This is a genomic window from Leisingera sp. F5, assembly GCF_001593695.1.
Map to the genome: position 1 here is coordinate 94419 of NZ_LUKH01000009.1, position 17904 is coordinate 112322.

Consider the following 17904-nt stretch of genomic DNA (forward strand, 5'->3'; position numbering starts at 1 on the left):
CACGGAGTATGCAATGACTGAGCTTCCCACCAAGACCGAGCGCAAGATGGGCCTGGTCATTGACCTGGACACCTGCGTCGGCTGCCACGCCTGTGTGATTTCCTGCAAAGGCTGGAATACCGAAAACTACGGCGCGCCCCTGTCGGACCAGAACCCCTATGGCAGCGATCCGTCAGGCACCTTCCTGAACCGCGTGCATTCCTATGAGGTGAAGCCTACGCCTTGCAGCAGCCAGCCGGACCCGGCGGCGCAGCTGATCCATTTCCCGAAATCCTGCCTGCACTGCGAAGATGCGCCCTGCGTCACCGTTTGCCCCACCGGCGCCAGCTACAAACGTGTCGAGGACGGCATCGTCCTGGTCAACGAAGACCACTGCATCGGCTGCGGCCTGTGTGCGTGGTCCTGCCCTTACGGCGCGCGGGAACTGGACCTGGCCGAGGGTGTGATGAAGAAATGCACCCTCTGCGTTGACCGGATCTATAACGAAAACCTGCCGGAAGTGGACCGCGTTCCTTCGTGCGTGCGGACCTGCCCGGCCGGCGCGCGCCATTTCGGCGATTTGGGCGATCCGGACAGTGATGTCTCCAAACTGGTGGCAGAGCGCGGCGGCATGGACCTGATGCCGGAAATGGGCACCAAGCCGGTGAACAAATACCTGCCGCCCCGGCCCAAGGACACTATCGAAGAGGAGATCGACATCCTCGCCCCTCTGCTGGCACCGGTCGCTGAAGAGCCGCAAGGGTTCCTGGGCTGGCTGGACAAGGCCCTCGACAAACTTCCGGGAGGAGCGAACTGATGCATCCCGCACCATCCGTCATTATCTTCACCACTCTGTCGGGCCTTGGCTTTGGCCTGCTGGCCTTCCTCGGCCTCGGCCAGCCTGCAGTGACCGGCACCGTGGCTTTTGTGTTCTACGCCATCGCCTTTGGCCTGGCCTGCGGCGGCCTTCTGGCCTCCACCTTCCACTTGGGCCGCCCGGAACGCGCCTGGCGCGCTTTCACCCAGTGGAAAACCAGCTGGCTGTCGCGCGAGGGCGTCTGCGCCGTTGGCGCCCTGATCGTCATGGGTCTTTACGCGCTTGGCGCAGTGTTTATGGACAGTCATTGGACGCTGCTGGGCTGGATTGGTGCGGCCCTCAGCCTGGCCACCGTCTTTACCACTTCCATGATCTACACCCAGCTCAAGACCATCCCGCGCTGGAACATGGAACTGACCCCGGTGATGTTTCTGTCCTTCAGCCTTGCAGGCGGTGCCCTGCTGGCAGGAGCCGAGGCCGTGGCCCCCTGGCTGCTGGCCATCGCAGGTGCAGTGCAGCTGGCCTATTGGGCCAAAGGCGACAAGGCGCTGGAGGCCTCAGGCACCGACATCGGCACTGCCACCGGTCTCGGCGACCGCGGCGCGGTGCGCGCATTTGAGCCGCCGCACACCGGGTCGAACTACCTGTTGCGCGAGTTTGTGCATGTGGTCGGCCGTAAACACGCCCAGAAGCTGCGGATGATTGCCTTTGTCCTCAGCTTTGCCCTGCCGCTGCTGCTGATCCTGACCCCGGTACAGGGGGTGGTGATCAAGCATGCGTTTGCAGCCCTCGCGGTCATCTCGCACATTGCAGGCATCGCCGTATCGCGCTGGCTGTTCTTTGCCCAAGCCGAACACGTGGTCGGCCTTTACTACGGCAAACGCTGACACGGATCCGGGGCGCCCAATCCAGCAAGCCCCTTACCAAATGTGTTGTAGAAAATCCTTCGGTTGGCCACAGAGTGGCCAACCTTTCCTTAAAAGGCTGACTTGACGCAATCTCACGATGGAGGTGTCAGCTGAAGTCTATCTCGCAAAAATCTGCGACAGCCGGAAAGCGGCGTCTTTCACTCCCGTATTTCGGGGTGGACGTGAACTTTTGCCAAAACGCCCAATTCTCCCAGTTTGGCGTTCATCCAGACCCGCGCGACGGTCGAGGCCAAAATCTTTCCTCGCCATCGTCCAACCTCCAGCGAGGAGAGGTCAAAGGCAAGGGAGACAACAAGAGTCTCACCTGCGGTGCTTGCGGCCAGAAATCCGTTCTCAAGAACAACCGCGCCATCGTCGAAGAACGGCCGGGTCCTGAAACTCCTCGTGCACGGCAACTCCCTGTCGATGATTTCGGAGATTGCCGGCCTCGCTCCCCGGGATGTCTACAGGAAGCTGGTCTTCATCCACGAGCGCGTCCGGGAGTTCACAGCGCGCCGCGAGGGTGATCTCCGTGGCGTAGACTGGGAGCGATACGGCCACCGGTTCGCCACCGACAGCCAGACCCTGACGCTCAACTGGCCGAACCGCAAGAAGCGTGCATCGGTCGCCGTGCAGCATCTCTGCACCGCACACGCGAACTCGGGATACATCGTCCTGGGCCACCTTCAGTTCGATCCGGCGGGTGATATGGAGCAGGTCGAGATCGACATGGCGATCAATGGGGACACCAAGAAGGCACGCTGTATGCGGCGCCATGGGCGCCTGTGGACCGCAGCGGAGTTCAAGAAATATCTCGACGACATCACCGCGAAGGTGATCCTGGACCCGGAGATTGCGGCGGATGTGGACCTGGGGCTTCAGCTCCCGCACGACGGTGGCCTCGTGCGCCAAGACATTCAGCAGTATGCCCACGCCCTGATGCTCAGGCGGATGGTCTCGCTGTCGGACTGCCGCATCTACTTCGTCCAGGACGGGGATGCCTGCCTCAGCAAGGCGTTCCTGGCGGCCTTCGCCCCTGAAGTTCAGGCCGGTCGTGCCGATATCGCCACCGTGGCCTTCGACAAGTATCAGGTAAACGATGTCCGTGAGGCGCTGTGGGCCCAAAGGCGCCGCGACCTGCGCAACGACTGGGCCTCTCGGCCCATCAATTCGACAGCCTGCCTGAGAAGGTCTTCAATGAGGAGATCGACCGGGAGATTGTGAAGCGCCTTGCCGGCCATCGGCTTGGAACTCCGTTCACCTGGCCATACCACACGAAGTCAGAGCCCTCGCGGATCGTCGACCTGAAGACCGATCGGCCTGAGCTGACCACCGAACGGTGCGCAAGGCTGATGCGGCTCGCAACCCTGCGTAGCGCCGACAGCTACTTCCACAAGATCCGCAGCAATGCCCGCCCCGCATCTCGTCCCGTGTCGACGCCGAACAACAACGGCCGCACCTGGGATCGGCACCTCCTCTACAAGCCAGAGATGCTGGTCAAGATCATCGAGATCTACCGCTTCCACCACAACTGGATGGGAACCCGCCAGACCAAGCGGACGCCAGCGATGAAACTCGGACTCGCGAAGGGACGGATCTACGAGCGGGATCTCTTCGGCGAATGAACGAGAAAGCGCGCCGCCGAAGCGACGCGCAATCTACAACACATCTGGTAAGGGGCTTGCCAATCCAGGCGCCCCTTTTTCTTTGAGTATTTTTCCGGCAGCATGTCACAAACACCCCGGCTGCCTCGTCCTGTTCCTGAAACCATCTGAAAAGGAACAGAATGATGACCCAGCGCCTTGACTACTTCGCTATCGCACCGGACTTGTTTCAACCGATGCTGGCGCTTGAAGCCACGCTGAAAGACAGCGGACTGGAACACAGCCTGATTGAACTAGTGAAACTTCGGGCTTCGCAAATAAATGGCTGTGCGTATTGCATCCACATGCACACGCATGACATGCGCTCGAAAGGTGAGAGCGAAGACAGGATGCACCTCCTGAATGCCTGGCGGAAGTCTTCGCTTTACTCCGCGCGGGAACAGGCGGCCCTGGCCTGGACCGAAGCCTTAACAAGGATTGAGGCCACTGCGGCGCCGGACGCGGACTATGATCTGGTCGCACAGCAGTTTTCCCCGCGTGAACAGGCGGCACTGACATTGGTGGTCTCCACCATCAACGCCTGGAACCGGATTGCAATCGGCTTCCGCACCCCGCATCCTGCCGGGCAGGAGGCAAGTGCCGCGTGAGTGCAAACCCCAAAACAGACGAAACCGATGCGTTTCTGAAGGCGCGGCCGCGATTGTTTGCGGCCGCCTACCGGATGCTGGGCAGTGTCAGCGACGCCGAGGACATTCTGCAGGACGCCTTTCTGCGCTGGCAGGCAGCCCCGCAAGCGCAGGTGCAGAATCCAACCGGCTATCTGATGCGGATCACCACGCGGCTGTGTCTGGACCAGCTGAAATCGGCCCGCTCCCGGCGCGAAACCTACCCCGGTGAATGGCTGCCCGAACCCATTCTGACAGACGACGCGACCGAGCTTCTGGATCACGATGTCACGGTCGCCCTGCTGCTGGCGCTGGAAACCCTGTCGCCGCTGGAACGCGCCGCCTTTCTGCTGCACGACATCTTCGACAGCGCCTATGAGGACATTTCCGCCGCGCTGAACCGAACCCCGGACGCCTGCCGTCAGCTCGCGGCAAGGGCCCGGCGCAAGGTGCAGAAGCTTCAGCCGCATGCCCCTGCGGACCCGGGCCAGGGACGCGATCTGACTGAAGCCTTTTTCCGCGCATCCAAGACCGGCGACACAGCAGCACTGACCCGGCTGCTGACCCAGGACGTTCAGCTGATCTCCGACGGCGGCGGCAAGGCAATGGCGGCCCTCAACCCGATCTACGGGCGGGACAAGGTGCTGCGGCTGCTTGAGGGGATTGCCCGCAAATCCGGCCGCAGGACGCCGGACCGCTGGCGGTTCTGCCAGTTGAACGGCCTGCCGGCCATATTGAACTGGGCAGAGGACGGCATTCTGCAAGCGACGGCGCTGGAAATCCGGGAGGGCCGGATTTCCCGGATCTACGTGACCCGGAATCCGGACAAGACGCGGCATCTGGTCAATGCACTGGATTAAACGGACGGGAGGGGCCAACCCCTCTTGCCCCTGAAGGGGCAATTCACCCCGGGATATTTCCGGCCAGATGAAGATGGGATCCAGGACCCAAACGGGCGGCACTCCGCTGGGAGGCCGCCCTCTGATGTCTGATTGTGTCTGGCTTCAGACCAGGCCGGCGTAGGCCATGGCAGCATCAATTGCGGCCTTGGTGCTGTCTTCCAGCGTGGTCAGCGGCGAGCGGACCTCTTCGCTGCACATGCCCAGTTTCGACAGACCGTATTTCGCACCAGCCAGGCCCGGCTCGATAAAGATCGCCTCATGCAGCGGCATCAGCTTGTCCTGATAGGCCAGCGCCGATGCGTAGTCGCCTGTCAATGTTGCAGCCTGGAATTCGGCGCAAAGCTTCGGCGCCACATTGGCAGTGACCGAAATGCAGCCCACCCCGCCATGAGCGTTAAAGCCCAGCGCGGTGGCGTCTTCGCCGGACAGTTGCACGAAATCCGCACCGCAAGAGGCGCGCTGCTGGCTGACGCGGGCAATATCGCCGGTTGCATCCTTCACCCCCACAATGCGCGGCAGTTTAGCCAGCTCGCCCATAGTGGCCGGGGTCATGTCGACGATCGAACGGCCCGGAATGTTGTAGATGATGATCGGCAGATCCGCGCAGTCATGGGCTGCGGTAAAATGCTGCAGCATGCCGCGCTGAGTCGGCTTGTTGTAATAGGGGGTCACAACAAGCGCGGCATCGGCGCCGACCTTCTTGGCGAATTCAACGAATCGAATCATCTCGACGGTGTTGTTGGAGCCTGCACCGGCAATCACCGGCACCCGGCCTGCCGCCGCCTTGACCACTTCCTCGATGACCAGCTCATGCTCGTCATGGGTCAGCGTCGGGCTTTCGCCCGTGGTGCCGACGGGCACCAGACCGGTTGAGCCTTCGGCAATATTCCATTCCACCAAGCGTTTGAGCGCATCCAGATCCAGCTCGCCGTTCGAAAACGGGGTGACGAGTGCTGGCATAGAGCCTTTGAACATGGGCACGCTCCCTTTGCTGCAGGTGCAGGCGGCAATCCGCCGCCGTCAAGATATAGAATGCCGGGGATTTGAGTTGATACCGGCACGCCAATGAGTAACGTTCAAGCCTCTATCCCCGGACCGCTGGAAAATGCAAGAGATGACACGCATCCTGGCCCTTATTCTGCTTATCTCGGCGGCCCTGTCCGGGGCGCCGGCCTTGGCGCGCGACCTCGGGACAGCGCTGGATCTGATGCGGGCAGAGAAATGGGATCAGGCCGCCCGCGAAGCCGGGCAGCGGCACAGCACCGCCCGCGATATCATCGAGTGGCACCGGCTGCGGGCCGGGCTGGGGTCTGCCCGCGACGTGATGGCGTTTCTGGAGCGGCGGCAGGATTGGCCGGGTCTGGCCTATCTGCGGCGCCAGAACGAGGATGCCATTGCAGGCACCGGCCGCGAAACCATTCTGGCCTTTTACGCGGATGAACGCCCGCAGACCGCCGAGGGGGCGCTGAGCCTGGGCAAGGCGCTGATTGCCGCCGGGCGGCGCGGTGACGGCGAAGCGGAGATCGTGCTGGCCTGGCGCACCAAGGCAATGGGCAGCGCCATTCAAAAGGCGTTCCTGCGCGATTTCGCCAAGCTGCTGAAACCGCATCATACGGCGCGGCTGGACCGGCTTTTGTGGGAGGATCATCTGGTCAGCTCCAAGCGAATGCTGCCGCTGGTGCCCGAGGGCGAGCGCAAGCTGGCGGAGGCGCGCGTCGCCCTGCAGGAACGCGCGCCCGGAGTGGATGCCAAAATCGAAGCGGTTCCGGACCGGCTGAAAGGATCAGCCGGGCTTGCTTATGACCGGTTTGCCTGGCGCGACCGCAAGCGGTTGCAGGATGGCGCCATTCAGATGCTGATGGAGCGCAGCACCAGCGCCGAAAAACTGGGCGAACCGGCGAAATGGCTGCGCCGCCGCCGCGATTTGGCACGGCAAGTGATGCGGGACAAAGATTACGAGCGCGCCTATCAACTGGCCGCCTATCATTTCTCCTCGCCTGAAGACGGTTATGGCTATTCCGACTGCGAATGGCTGGCCGGTTACATCGCCCTGCAAAAGTTGCACGATCCGGAGCTGGCCGCGGTGCATTTTCAGCGTTTTCTGGCCTCAGTCGAGACCCCGATCTCGATCGGCCGCGGCGGCTATTGGCTGGGCCGCGCCTATGCGGCAATGGGCCAGCCGGACAAGGCCCATGAGGCCTATGCCAAGGGCGCGGAATACCAGACGTCCTTCTATGGGCTGCTGGCTGCCGAACAACTGGGCCGGCCGTTTGATCCGGCGCTGGTGAAACCCGCGGACCTGCCGGACTGGCGCCAGGCCGCCTTTGCCAAATCCTCGGTCACCGAGGCCGGGTTGCTGCTGCTCAAGGCCGGTGATCTGGCGCTGGCCGAACGGTTCCTGACCCACCTGGTTGAGACCCTGCCGCCGGTGCAGGCGCGCCAGCTGGGGCAGATGGCGGTGGAGCTGAACCAGCCGCATCTGGCAGTGATGATCTCCAAGCGCGCGGCCCGCGGCGGGGTGGAACTGGAGGGCGCCTATTATCCGCTGCACCCGGTTGCCAAGCGGCAGCTGCCGATGGCCGAGGAAATGACCCTGGCCATTGCCCGCCGCGAAAGCGAGTTTGATCCGGCAGTCATCAGCCATGCAGGCGCGCGCGGCCTGATGCAGGTGATGCCTGCCACAGCCAAGCTGGTCGCGACCGAACTGGGCATTCTGGCAGGCCACAAGACCTCACGCTTGACCGCCGAGTGGGATTACAATGCCAAGCTGGGGGCCAATTACCTCGCGGGGCTGGCCGGCAAATTCCGCGGCAATGTGGTGATGATGGCAGCGGGCTACAACGCCGGCCCGCACCGGCCCACGGCCTGGATGCAGCGCTATGGCGACCCGCGCGACGGCAGCCCGGATATCGTCGACTGGATCGAGCACATCCCCTTCAACGAGACCCGCAACTACGTGATGCGGGTCACCGAGAGCCTGCCGGTCTACCGGGCGCGGCTGGGCAAAGCACCACTGCCTGTTCCGTTCTCACAGGAGCTGCGCGGCTCAACTCTTCACGCGTTCGCGCCATAGGGTGAACAGACCCGCCGCGATGATGATGCCGGCGCCAATGGCGACATTGGTGCGGATCACCTCGCCGAACACTGCCATGCCCAGCATCGCCGCCCAGATCAGGTGGAAGTAAGCAAAGGGCTGCACGGCGCTGGCCTCGGCCATCTCGTAGCATTTGATCAGCAGCCAGTGGCCAGTCACGCCGGAAACGCACAACAGCGCCATCCAGAACCAGTCGGTCTGGCTCATCGGTTCCCAGTACCAGATGCCGATGGCGGTCATGAAGACCATGCCGGCAACCCCGGTCCAGAAGAAACTGGTCGCCGTGCTGTCCTGGCGCGCCGCATAGCGGGTAACCAGCCCGTAGACGGCAAACATCAGCGCCGAGACAAATGGGATGATTGCCGCGGGGTTGAACACCCCCATGCCCGGCTGCAGGATGATCAGCACGCCGATCAGCCCAACGCCAATCGCCGCCCAGCGCCGCCAGCCGACGCTTTCGCCCAGCACCGGCCCGCTGAGGGCCGCCACCAGCAGCGGATAACAGATGAAGACTGCCTGGCTCTCAATCAGGCCAAGAACGGTGAAGCCGTAAACCGCCACGCAGATTTCACCAACCAGCAGCACGCCGCGGAAGATCTGCAGCCACAGCTGATCGGTGCGGGCAGCCGCGCGGATCCCGCCCGGCGCCCGCGCCGCCAGAAACATCACAAAGGCGGCAAAGAACCAGTAGCGCACCATCACAACCATGTAGGTGTTGTAGGTGCCTGCCAGATGGCGCGAGATGCCATCCTGCAAGGCAAAGACGACTGTGGCCCCAACCATCAGCAGAATGCCCAGCGGCACATTGTTGGTCTGAACCCGGACCGGGGCCGCCTGAGTCATGGTTTCACTGCCTTTGTCATATGCCGCTTGCGCCCGTAGCCGGGGATGCGGGTTACTTCAAATCCTGCCGCCTCCAGCCCGCGGCGCACAAAACCCGCCGCCGTGTAAGTCGCCGCCGAGCCGTCCGGCGCGGTATGCGCCGCAACCTCGCCCATCAGCGCCTCTTCCCACAATTCAGGGTTCTTAGCGGGAGAGAACCCGTCCAGAAACCAGGCATCCGCCTGCCCTGTCCACTCCGGCAGCGACACGCGCGCGTCGCCGGTAATCACCTCCAGCTGCAGGCTGCCCAGATCACAGCTGCCAGTGCCTTGCCATTTCTCCAGAAACCGTTCTGCCCAAGGGGCCACCGCGGGGAAGGCCTCCAGCGCCTTGGCCATGTCGGCGGGCGCCATCGGAAAGGCCTCGAAACTGGTGAATTGCAATGGCCCTGCCTGCCCTGCCGCCTCCCAAGCGCGCCAGGCGGCCAGCATGTTCAACCCAGTGCCAAAGCCCAGCTCAGCAATCTGAAAACCCGGGGCAAAGCGTGCAGGCAGATCATTGCCGGCCAGAAACACATGCTCTGTCTCCGCCAATCCGTCCTGGATCGAGAAATAGGGATCATCGAACTGATCCGACACCGGCACAGTGCCATCGCGCCAGCTAAGGCGGGCCTGCTGGTCTGCCATGCTATAATCCCCTAAGTGGTTATCAGGAACGGCGCGACACTGGCGAAAGGATCCCCGAATGGCAATGGCAGATGTAACGGTGCACGGGGCTGGCATATTCGGCCTGTCCATCGCCTGGATCTGCGCGCGGCGCGGCGCGCAGGTGCAGGTCGCGGACCCGTTTGGCGCAGGCGCCGGTTCCAGCGGCGGGCTGGTCGGCGCGCTCGCCCCGCATGTGCCGGAAAACTGGAACCCCAAGAAACAATTCCAGCTCGAAAGCCTGCTGATGGCCGGAAGTTTCTGGGCCGAGGTCGAGGCCACCGGCGGGGTCTCTCCTGGTTACGGTCGTACAGGACGGCTGCAGCCCATCAATGATGCGCGCGCGCTGGAGCTTGCCCGCCAGCGCGAAGCGACCGCCCGCGATCTGTGGAAGGGCGCTGCTGAATGGACCGTCTGCAAGGCGGACAGCCTCGGCCCCTGGGTGCCGCCCAGTGCGACGGGCTATGTCATCCACGACACCCTCAGCGCCCGGATGCACCCCCGCCGCGCTTGTGCGTCACTGGTCTCTGCCCTGGCTGTGATGGGGGTCGAGGTGCAGCCGGAGGCCGCCGATCAGGGCAAGGTGGTCCATGCCAAAGGCTACGCGGGCCTATTGGAATTGAACGAGGCGTTCGGCAAGACTGTGGGCGGCGGCGTCAAGGGCCAGGCGGCACTCCTGCGCTTTCACGAGGGCGCGGTGCCGCAGCTTTTTGCCGACAGCCTGCATATCATTCCGCACGCAGACGGCACCCTGGCCATCGGCTCCACCAGCGAGCGCGAATTCGAAGACGGCAAGAGCACAGACGAACAGCTTGACGATATCGTCGACCGCGCCCGCACCGCGGTGCCGGTGCTGCACGGGGCCGAGGTGATCGAACGCTGGGCCGGCGTGCGCCCCCGCGCCAAGTCCCGCGCCCCGATGCTCGGCGCCTGGCCCGGCCGCGCTGGCCACTACATCGCAAATGGCGGTTTCAAGATCGGCTTCGGAATGGCCCCCAAGGCCGCGCATGTGATGGCTGGCCTGCTGCTGGAGGACAAAGACACGATCCCGCAAGGTTTCCGCGTGGAAGACAATCTCTGAACCGCCCGCACTTCCGCCATTTGACGGGTCAAGGGCGGCGCCTGCCGCCGCGCGGCACGCGCGGTTCACCCTTGAGGCGGCAAATGGCACCCAACAATTGACGTGGCGCCTTGAGGGGCAGCACTGCCCCTCAAGCGCTTCTCCGCGGAAAAACGCCGCGCAGCGGCGCCACGCCCAAGCCCCTAATCTGCCTTCTTAGGGCAGCTTGGGGCGCGGGAGCCCCCGCTTCAGCCTTTGGGAGCCGCCACTGCGCTCATGCACAGCCGCCCATCCGGCCCGCGTACCCACAGGTCCAGGCCCTTGCGGCACAGCACCGCGCTTTCAAAATGCATCAGCGGCGAGGATGCCCGGAAAGAGAACTCCGCCAGCGGCCCCATCAGTTCCTCCGCCAGCAGCATCAGATGCTGTGCCAGCAGCGGGCCATGCACCACCAGGCCCTCGTAGCCTTCCACAGCGCGGGCATAGTCCAAATCGTAATGGATCCGGTGCCCGTTGAAGGTCAGCGCCGAGTACCGGAACAGCAGGGTCGAGCTGAAGGACACGTCCCGCGTTTCCGTCTCATCAGTTCGCGCCACTGGCGGCACCGGTTTCGGCGCGGCTGGGTCCGGGTCTTCGCGATAGACCAGGTCATGCCACTCGGAGAGGCAGAGCCTCCCATCCTGCCGCAGCTCATGGCGCAGCGTCACCAGCCCCAAAGACCCGGTGCGGCCCGCCTTCTGCTCGACCTTTTCCAGTACCGAGATCTTCTCCGCCGGACTTCCGGCCCGCAAGGGATACTCAAACCGCAGCCGCCCGCCAGCCCACATCCGCCGCGGCAGGCCCATGTCCGGGATCAGCCCGGCACCGCCCACCTTAGGGTGGCCATCACGGCCCAGGCCATCCGGCGGCAGCGGTGTCCAGAAATAGAGCTGATGAAAAAACGGCGGCAGCACACTGCCCGTCCCGATATCCTGTTTGTACCCAAGTGCCGCCTGAAAGGCAGCCGCCCGGGCCGGGTCCATCAAGTCAGTGAACTTCTGCGCGGGTGCAACGGTGCCGGTTTCAGCATTCATACTGGCACCTTACCCCTGCCCGTTGGCAAAACAAGATCAGCGGTTCAGTTCGGCGCGCAATTTCAGCATCAGTTTGGCAAGCGTCGCCTCGTAGTGATCGCTGGTCAGACGGCCGGTCTCATCAAACTCCTTGCTGGATCCCGCCAGATGCACCCCCGGCCCAATGAGCACCCGCGGCTGAAACGGCACCAGAAAACCGCGCAGAAGCGCCTGCGCCAGCTCGCCCCCGGCCCGCCCCGCAGCCGCCGACATCACCGCCACCGGCTTTTCCGCCCAAGGGTTGCCCTCAGTGCGGCTCACCCAATCGAGCGCGTTTTTCAGCACACCCGACGGCCCCTTGTTGTACTCCGGCGTCGAGATCGCCACCGCATCCGCTGCCGCGATCTGATCCGCCAGCAGCTGCACAGCAGGCGGGATGCCGTCCGCCGCCTCGGCGTCGCCGTCATACAGCGGCAAGTGCAGATCCGCCTCGACCACGGTCGCAGGCCCGAATACCCGCGCAGCTTCGGCCAGCAGTTTGCGGTTGGTGGCCTCGCGGCGCAGGGAGCCGGAAAGGGTCAGCAAGACAGGGTCAGCCATGGGATTTCCTCTTTGTTCGCGTCTCTGTTGCACCTATCATGCAGGAGGCAGGCCTCGCGAAGAAACAGCAATCGCCGCGCAGGCCATGTGCAGCGTTACGTAAACCAGTGCCCCCTGAAACGAAAACAGCCCGCCCCAGGGAAGGGGCAGGCTGCAAAAGATGCTGACAGATCCCGTATCAGGCAGCCTGCGGGATCACCACCACCTCGACGCGGCGGTTGCGGGCTTTGCCGTCTGCCGTCAAGTTCGAGGCCACCGGCTGCTCCTCACCGCGGCCGATGATGCGCATGCGGTGGTAGGGCACACCGCCGGCCTGGATCTGGCTGGCCACCGCATTGGCCCGGCGCTCGGACAGGCCCTGATTATACCCGGCATCGCCATCGCTGTCGGTATGGCCGATCACCTGGATAGTGCTGTTGGGATAGCGCACCAGACTGTCGGCCACCCGGCGCAGGTCGCCCTGCACAGCCGGCGCCACTGCGGCGCTGTCGGTGGCGAAGGTCAGATCGTTCGGGAAGGACAGGATCAGCCGGTCGCCGGTGTTGACGATGGTGATGTCGTCATTGGCCAGGGTCTGGCGCAGCTCACGCTCCTGCGCGTCCAACTGGTTGCCGATCACACCGCCGGCGGTGGCCCCGACCAGCGCGCCGGTCACAGCCCCCAGACCGCGGTCCGAATCATTGGCAATGGCGCCGACGCCGGCACCGATAATGCCGCCCAGTACCGCACCTTTTTGGGTGTTGCTTCCTGGCGTGCCAACGGTTGCCGGATCGGTGCAGGCGCCCAGGCCCAGTGCTGCGGCAACAATACCTGCCGTGGTGAGTTTCATCTGCATCATCAAATTGCCTTCTGTTTTCTCAAACCCGGACAACGTCCGGCGTTCCGCACGAATATCGGGGTGCCGCGCCGCCATCTCAAGGCAGGATCCTCTGACATGGGCGAAATACCGCGCAAAATCCGCCTAAACTCCTCTTAAGGCGCAAAGGCGAAGTCCCAGCCTTCCTGCTCCATCCACAATTTGCGCAGGGCGCCGGCTTCGGGGACAAACCCGCCCTCCAGCATCTCTGCCGCGAACATCCGGTCGGTGCGGAAATGGCGGAATCCGCCGCGCAGCTCGCACCAGGCGGCCAGCATTGTGCATTCGATATGATAGATCAGCGCCAGGGGGCGCAGGGTGCGGCAGGTCTCGCCGCTTTCGGGGCTGGCATAGGTGATCCGCAGCTTGCGGCTGTCCCGCACTGCTTGACGCAACAGCGCCTTGGACACACAGCCCTGATCCGGATCATCCAACGGCGCCCCCCAAGGGGCCACCTGCAGCCAGTCGGCCGAGTCATGCACGCAGCAAATCTTGTGGCTCACCCGTTCTGCGGCCTTTTGCAAGGCGCCATCACCCGTGCGCATCAGCATTGCCAGGCCGACATGCAGCGCCTCCAGCTCCTCCTCGTCAAAATTCAACGGCGGCAGATCATAGCCCTTGCGCAGGATGTAACCGATCCCGGCCTCCCCTTCGACCGGCGTGCGCATCGCCTGCAAGGCAGAGATATCACGGTAGATGGTGCGTTTGGAAACCTCCAGCTTCTCTGCCAAGTCCTCGGCCCGCACCGGGGCTGCGGCGGATCGCAGGATCTGGATGATTTCAAATAAGCGGCCGGTACGCGGCATGGGCAGGCTCCAGTGACAGTCTGCTGACACCCTAGCACAATCCGCTGACAACAGCCTGTCAGCAGTGGTCTGGTTATCTGAACCTCCGAGAAGGAGACACACCATGCTGACTTATGAATGGATTTCCATGATCACCCTGGGCAAGGACCGCTGGGACACGCAGCACCATCTGCCGAAACCTTATGAGACGGAACGCGAAGCTGCCCGCCTGCGCCACGAAGCCCGGATAATGGCCAAACCGTCAGGCCTCGGCCTGCTGCAGCGCCTGTTCAGCCGGCAGCGCGCATATCATCTGCCGCAGCCTCCTCGTCCCGTGCCGCCTCATAAGCAAGCATCGCGCGCTTGACCGGCAGGCCCCAGTGATAGCCGCCCAGCGCTCCGGATTTGCGCAAGGCCCGATGACAGGGGATCAGCCAGCTGACCGGGTTGCGCCCGACGGCTGTTCCCACCGCGCGCACTGCTTTGGGCGCGCCGATTGACTGGGCCAGCTCGGAATAGGTGGTGACATGGCCGGATGGGATGCGCAGCAGCGCCTCCCAGACCTTGATCTGCAAGGGGGCGCCGATCATGTGCAGCGCGGTTTCGCCCTTTTGGGCAAAGGCCGCCTCCGCCAGCGGCCGCAGGGCTGTGGGATCCTCGATGAACTCCGCCTGCGGCCACCGCGCGCGCATGTCCGCCATGGCCGGCTCCGCCCCGGTTTCGGCGGCGAAGCCCAGCCCGCAGATGCCCTTTTCGGTGCCCATCACCAGCGCCAGGCCAAACGGGCTGTCAAACCAGCCCCAGAAGATTCGCAACCCATCGCCCTTGCGGGCATACTCACCGGGGCTCATCGCCTCCCATCGCAGGAACAGGTCATGCAGCCGGCCTGAACCCGACAGCCCCACCGCGTGCGAGGCCTCCAGCGTGGTGAACCGCTCGCGCAGCAGCGCCTTGGCATGGCCCAGCCGCAGATATTGCTGGTAGCGTTTGGGCGAAACCCCGACCCAGGACGAGAACAGCCGCTGGAAATGCGCCGGGCTCATATCCATACGGTCGGCCAGCTGCTCCAGCGTCAAATCCTCGCCGCCATCGTCGATCAGCTCAATCGCCCGGCGCATGACGCCGTAATGATAGGTGTTTTCCCGTGTTTCGATATTCATCGGCCCAACCTGTTCTGACTTGCGGATCAAAGTAATACGCCAGCGCTTGCCAATCGACCCGGAACTTGCGAATTCCCCTGACCCGCGCGATAGCTTGGGAAAGGGAGACCGCGCGATGATCATAGCAGTGCTGGACGGGGCCGGAAATCTCCTGCGCGATGATGCGCCAGACGCTGTCTTTCCCTGGTGGAGTTTTACCAAGCCGGTGATTGCCGCACTTGTGCTGCGCACGGCTGAGGACGGTCTGCTGGACCTTGATACCGCTTTGGCTGGCTGGCCCTTTACCTCGCGCCAGTTGCTGCAGCACCGCGCAGGGCTGCGCGATTATGGCCCGCTGCCCGCCTACAAAGCCGCAGTTGCCGCCCGCGAGACACCTTGGCCCGCCAGCCGGCTGCTGGCAGAGGCGCACGCCAGCGACCTCGTCTATCCGCCCGGTCAGGGCTGGCTCTACTCCAACATCGGATACCTGCTGCTTCGGCGGGAGCTGGAGCGGCTGCATGGCTGCGATCTGGCGCACCTCATGCAGCGCGATATCCTGCAGCCGCTGGGGCTTGGCGCCCGGCTGGCCGGAACGCGTGAGGATTTTGAAGGCCTTCATTGGGATGCAAGGGGCTATCACCCGGGCTGGGTGTATCATGGCAGCCTGATGGGAACCGCCGCGGATGCCGTGCGGTTGCTGCACGCGCTGCTGGAAGGGCCCCTGCTTTGCCCTTCCTCCCGCGGCATGATGCTGGATCAGCAGATGCGGAACGGCCCGATCCCGGGCCGGGTCTGGAGCGAAACCGGCTATGGGCTTGGCCTGATGATTGGCACCGCCGGGGACGCAGGCCGGGTGGTCGGCCATTCCGGTTGCGGCCCCTTTTGCGCCAATCTGGCCGCCCGGTTTCCCGACCTGCCGGGCCGGCCCATCGCGGCTGCTTTCTGTGAAGGCGGCACTGAAGCTCCAGCCGAATTCGCGGCCGCAAACGCAGCATTAAAAGCCGCGCGTCTGCTCACTTAAATGCCGCCGCAAACCGCCCTGGCACCGCAATTTCAATTGCTCTTTAAGGTCTGACCTGTACATAAGCGCTGCCATGGCAAAGCAACTCGATTATCATACGCTCCGCGAGATCTTCACGCGGTTCCAGGCAGCTGAGCCCGAACCAAAGGGCGAGCTGGAGCATGTCAATGTCTACACGCTGGTGGTGGCGGTGGCGCTGTCGGCGCAGGCCACCGATGCCGGCGTGAACAAGGCAACCCGGGCGCTGTTCGAGATCGCCGACACCCCGCAGAAAATGCTGGATCTGGGCCTTGAAGGGCTGACCGAACATATCAAAACCATCGGCCTGTTCCGCCAGAAGGCCAAGAACGTGATCAAACTTAGCCAAATCCTGGTTGATGACTACGGCGGCGAGGTGCCCAATTCCCGCGCCGCATTGCAATCGCTGCCGGGGGTTGGCCGCAAGACCGCCAATGTGGTGCTGAACATGTGGTGGAAACAGCCCGCACAAGCAGTGGACACTCATATCTTCCGCGTCGGCAACCGCTCCGGCATTGCCCCGGGCAAAGACGTGGACGCCGTGGAACGCGCGGTGGAGGATAACATCCCGGCGGATTTCCAGCAGCACGCCCACCACTGGCTGATCCTGCACGGCCGCTACCACTGCAAGGCGCGCAAGCCGATGTGCGGCAACTGCCTGATCCGCGATCTGTGCATGTTCGAGGACAAAAACCTGTGATCGGCGGCGGCATCCGTTCTGGCAGTTTCGCGCCGGTGCCGGCCGGTGTTCTCCATCCGGCCTCCACCTTAGGCATGGCAGGCCAGGCTATTCATTCAGACAAGCACGCCGGACACGGACCCGGCGCAACTTCCCCCGAGGAGGGCAGTACATGACCAAAACCTATCAGCTCGTCGGTATCGGCAACGCCGTCGTCGATGTGATTGCACAATGCGAAGACAGCTTCCTGGCAGACCAGGGCATAGAAAAAGGCATCATGCAGCTGATCGAGCGCGAGCGCTGCGAAGATCTCTATGCCGCGATGGGGAACCGGGTGCTGACTCCGGGCGGCTCGGTCGCCAACACCATCGCAGGCGCCGGCGCGCTGGGGCTGCAGGCTGCCTTTATCGGCCGGGTGCGCGGCGATGCGCTGGGAAAATTCTACGCCGATGCGATGAACAATGAAGGCGTCGCCTTCGTGAACCCGCCGGTGGCGGATGGCGAACAGCCGACATCCCGGTCAATGATATTCGTGTCGCCCGACGGTGAACGCTCTATGAACACCTATCTGGGGATTTCTTCCGAGCTGAGCTCGGCAGATGTTCCCGAAGACGCCGCCGGCAAGGCAGAGATCATGTTCCTGGAGGGCTATCTGTTCGACAAGGAAAAGGGCAAGACGGCCTTCATGGAAGCGGCCCGCAAGTGCCGCGAGGGCGGCGGCCGGGTCGGTCTCTCGATTTCCGACCCATTCTGCGTTGAACGGCACCGGGACAGCTTTCTGAATCTGATCGGCAACGAACTGGATTTTGTGATCGGCAACCAGGACGAAATTTGCGCATTGTTTGAAACCGATGACCTAGAGGCCGCGATGGCCAAGACCGCCGCAATCTGCCCGCTGGTGGTCTGCACCCGGTCCAGCGACGGGGTGACCGTGCTGAATGACGGCGTGCGTATCGACGTTCCGGTCGAAGCCATTGTGCCTGTGGATGCCACCGGTGCGGGCGACCAGTTCGCCGCCGGCTTCCTGTTCGGCATGGCCACCGGCCGCAGCCTGGAAGTCTGCGCCCGGATGGGCTGCATCTGTGCAGGCGAAGTGATCCGCCATATCGGTCCGCGCCCGGAAACCAATGTGCTGCACCTGCTGGAAGAGGCCGGACTGGCCTGATTTCAGCGGCGTTCTCCCGCCCGTCGGACCAGCA

At 63.6% G+C, this 17904-nt stretch carries 19 protein-coding genes; 11 read left to right on the plus strand and 8 right to left on the minus strand.

Translation table 11 applies throughout. The annotated features are described in order from the left end of the window. Positions 1 to 13: 13 nt before the first annotated feature. The 6 genes from A2I95_RS07860 (at position 14) to A2I95_RS07885 (ending at position 4833) form a co-directional block, all read left to right on the plus strand. Complete coding sequence (locus A2I95_RS07860) at positions 14 to 796, plus strand: 4Fe-4S dicluster domain-containing protein (RefSeq protein WP_291729242.1); 783 nt, start codon at positions 14 to 16, stop codon at positions 794 to 796. After that, on the plus strand, positions 796 to 1683 hold the full coding sequence (locus A2I95_RS07865) for a DmsC/YnfH family molybdoenzyme membrane anchor subunit (RefSeq protein WP_291729243.1): 888 nt from the start codon (positions 796 to 798) through the stop codon (positions 1681 to 1683). Before A2I95_RS07860 ends, A2I95_RS07865 begins: the two co-directional genes overlap by 1 nt. Before the next feature lie 351 nt (positions 1684 to 2034). Next, positions 2035 to 2928 carry a hypothetical protein gene (locus tag A2I95_RS07870; protein WP_291729244.1) on the plus strand — a complete coding sequence of 298 codons (894 nt, stop codon included), beginning with the start codon at positions 2035 to 2037 and terminating at the stop codon, positions 2926 to 2928. After that, positions 2925 to 3329: a hypothetical protein gene (locus A2I95_RS07875; protein ID WP_291729245.1), complete on the plus strand. Its 405-nt coding sequence runs from the start codon at positions 2925 to 2927 to the stop codon at positions 3327 to 3329. The genes A2I95_RS07870 and A2I95_RS07875 overlap by 4 nt, the downstream gene beginning before the upstream one ends. 164 nt (positions 3330 to 3493) lie before the next feature. Continuing rightward, a complete protein-coding gene (locus A2I95_RS07880) occupies positions 3494 to 3955 on the plus strand; it encodes a carboxymuconolactone decarboxylase family protein (RefSeq protein ID WP_291729246.1) in 462 nt (153 codons plus the stop codon). Further along, positions 3952 to 4833 (plus strand): sigma-70 family RNA polymerase sigma factor, encoded by an 882-nt coding sequence (locus tag A2I95_RS07885; protein ID WP_291729247.1) that lies wholly within the window; start codon positions 3952 to 3954, stop codon positions 4831 to 4833. The genes A2I95_RS07880 and A2I95_RS07885 overlap by 4 nt, the downstream gene beginning before the upstream one ends. Before the next feature lie 144 nt (positions 4834 to 4977). Here A2I95_RS07885 and dapA read toward each other — a convergent pair whose 3' ends face one another. After that, a complete protein-coding gene (gene dapA, locus A2I95_RS07890) occupies positions 4978 to 5850 on the minus strand; it encodes a 4-hydroxy-tetrahydrodipicolinate synthase (protein ID WP_291729248.1) in 873 nt (290 codons plus the stop codon). 139 nt (positions 5851 to 5989) lie between these two features. Between dapA and A2I95_RS07895 the strand changes: the two genes are divergently transcribed. Further along, positions 5990 to 7948, plus strand: coding sequence for a lytic transglycosylase domain-containing protein (locus tag A2I95_RS07895; RefSeq protein WP_291729249.1), 1959 nt, complete (start codon positions 5990 to 5992; stop codon positions 7946 to 7948). Here the strand turns inward: A2I95_RS07895 and A2I95_RS07900 are convergent. Together A2I95_RS07900 and mnmD are read right to left on the minus strand one after the other, a co-directional pair. After that, positions 7922 to 8812 (minus strand): DMT family transporter, encoded by an 891-nt coding sequence (locus A2I95_RS07900; protein ID WP_291729250.1) that lies wholly within the window; start codon positions 8810 to 8812, stop codon positions 7922 to 7924. The two genes, A2I95_RS07895 and A2I95_RS07900, sit on opposite strands and share 27 nt — an antisense overlap. Continuing rightward, positions 8809 to 9477, minus strand: coding sequence for a tRNA (5-methylaminomethyl-2-thiouridine)(34)-methyltransferase MnmD (mnmD, locus tag A2I95_RS07905; protein WP_291729251.1), 669 nt, complete (start codon positions 9475 to 9477; stop codon positions 8809 to 8811). Before mnmD ends, A2I95_RS07900 begins: the two co-directional genes overlap by 4 nt. A 58-nt stretch (positions 9478 to 9535) precedes the next feature. Here mnmD and A2I95_RS07910 point away from each other — a divergent pair, with 58 nt between their 5' ends. After that, positions 9536 to 10576: an FAD-binding oxidoreductase gene (locus A2I95_RS07910; protein ID WP_291729252.1), complete on the plus strand. Its 1041-nt coding sequence runs from the start codon at positions 9536 to 9538 to the stop codon at positions 10574 to 10576. Positions 10577 to 10803: 227 nt separating this feature from the next. On the opposite strand, the gene A2I95_RS07915 is transcribed toward A2I95_RS07910, so the two are convergent. The 5 genes from A2I95_RS07915 to A2I95_RS07935 form a co-directional block, all read right to left on the minus strand. Continuing rightward, a complete protein-coding gene (locus A2I95_RS07915) occupies positions 10804 to 11628 on the minus strand; it encodes an acyl dehydratase (protein ID WP_291729253.1) in 825 nt (274 codons plus the stop codon). 36 nt (positions 11629 to 11664) lie between these two features. Next, positions 11665 to 12207, minus strand: coding sequence for an NADPH-dependent FMN reductase (locus A2I95_RS07920; protein ID WP_291729254.1), 543 nt, complete (start codon positions 12205 to 12207; stop codon positions 11665 to 11667). 178 nt (positions 12208 to 12385) lie between these two features. Continuing rightward, positions 12386 to 13045, minus strand: a complete 660-nt coding sequence (locus tag A2I95_RS07925; protein ID WP_291729255.1) for an OmpA family protein — start codon at positions 13043 to 13045, stop codon at positions 12386 to 12388. Between the two features lie 134 nt (positions 13046 to 13179). Continuing rightward, on the minus strand, positions 13180 to 13869 hold the full coding sequence (locus A2I95_RS07930) for a YafY family protein (RefSeq protein WP_291729256.1): 690 nt from the start codon (positions 13867 to 13869) through the stop codon (positions 13180 to 13182). A gap of 269 nt (positions 13870 to 14138) precedes the next feature. After that, the gene (locus A2I95_RS07935; RefSeq protein ID WP_291729257.1) at positions 14139 to 15008 is read right to left on the minus strand and encodes a bifunctional helix-turn-helix domain-containing protein/methylated-DNA--[protein]-cysteine S-methyltransferase; all 870 of its coding nucleotides are present in this window, start codon (positions 15006 to 15008) and stop codon (positions 14139 to 14141) included. A 115-nt stretch (positions 15009 to 15123) separates the two neighbouring features. On the opposite strand from A2I95_RS07935, the gene A2I95_RS07940 reads away from it, so the two are divergent. The 3 genes from A2I95_RS07940 to A2I95_RS07950 all read left to right on the plus strand — a co-directional run bounded on the left by A2I95_RS07940 (position 15124) and on the right by A2I95_RS07950 (position 17870). Further along, entirely contained in the window at positions 15124 to 16008 is an 885-nt protein-coding gene (locus A2I95_RS07940) for a serine hydrolase (protein WP_291729258.1), read from the plus strand. A 73-nt stretch (positions 16009 to 16081) separates the two neighbouring features. Next, positions 16082 to 16726 (plus strand): endonuclease III, encoded by a 645-nt coding sequence (gene nth / locus A2I95_RS07945; protein ID WP_291729259.1) that lies wholly within the window; start codon positions 16082 to 16084, stop codon positions 16724 to 16726. Between the two features lie 151 nt (positions 16727 to 16877). Next, the gene (locus A2I95_RS07950) at positions 16878 to 17870 is read left to right on the plus strand and encodes an adenosine kinase (RefSeq protein ID WP_291729260.1); all 993 of its coding nucleotides are present in this window, start codon (positions 16878 to 16880) and stop codon (positions 17868 to 17870) included. Positions 17871 to 17904: the final 34 nt, after the last annotated feature.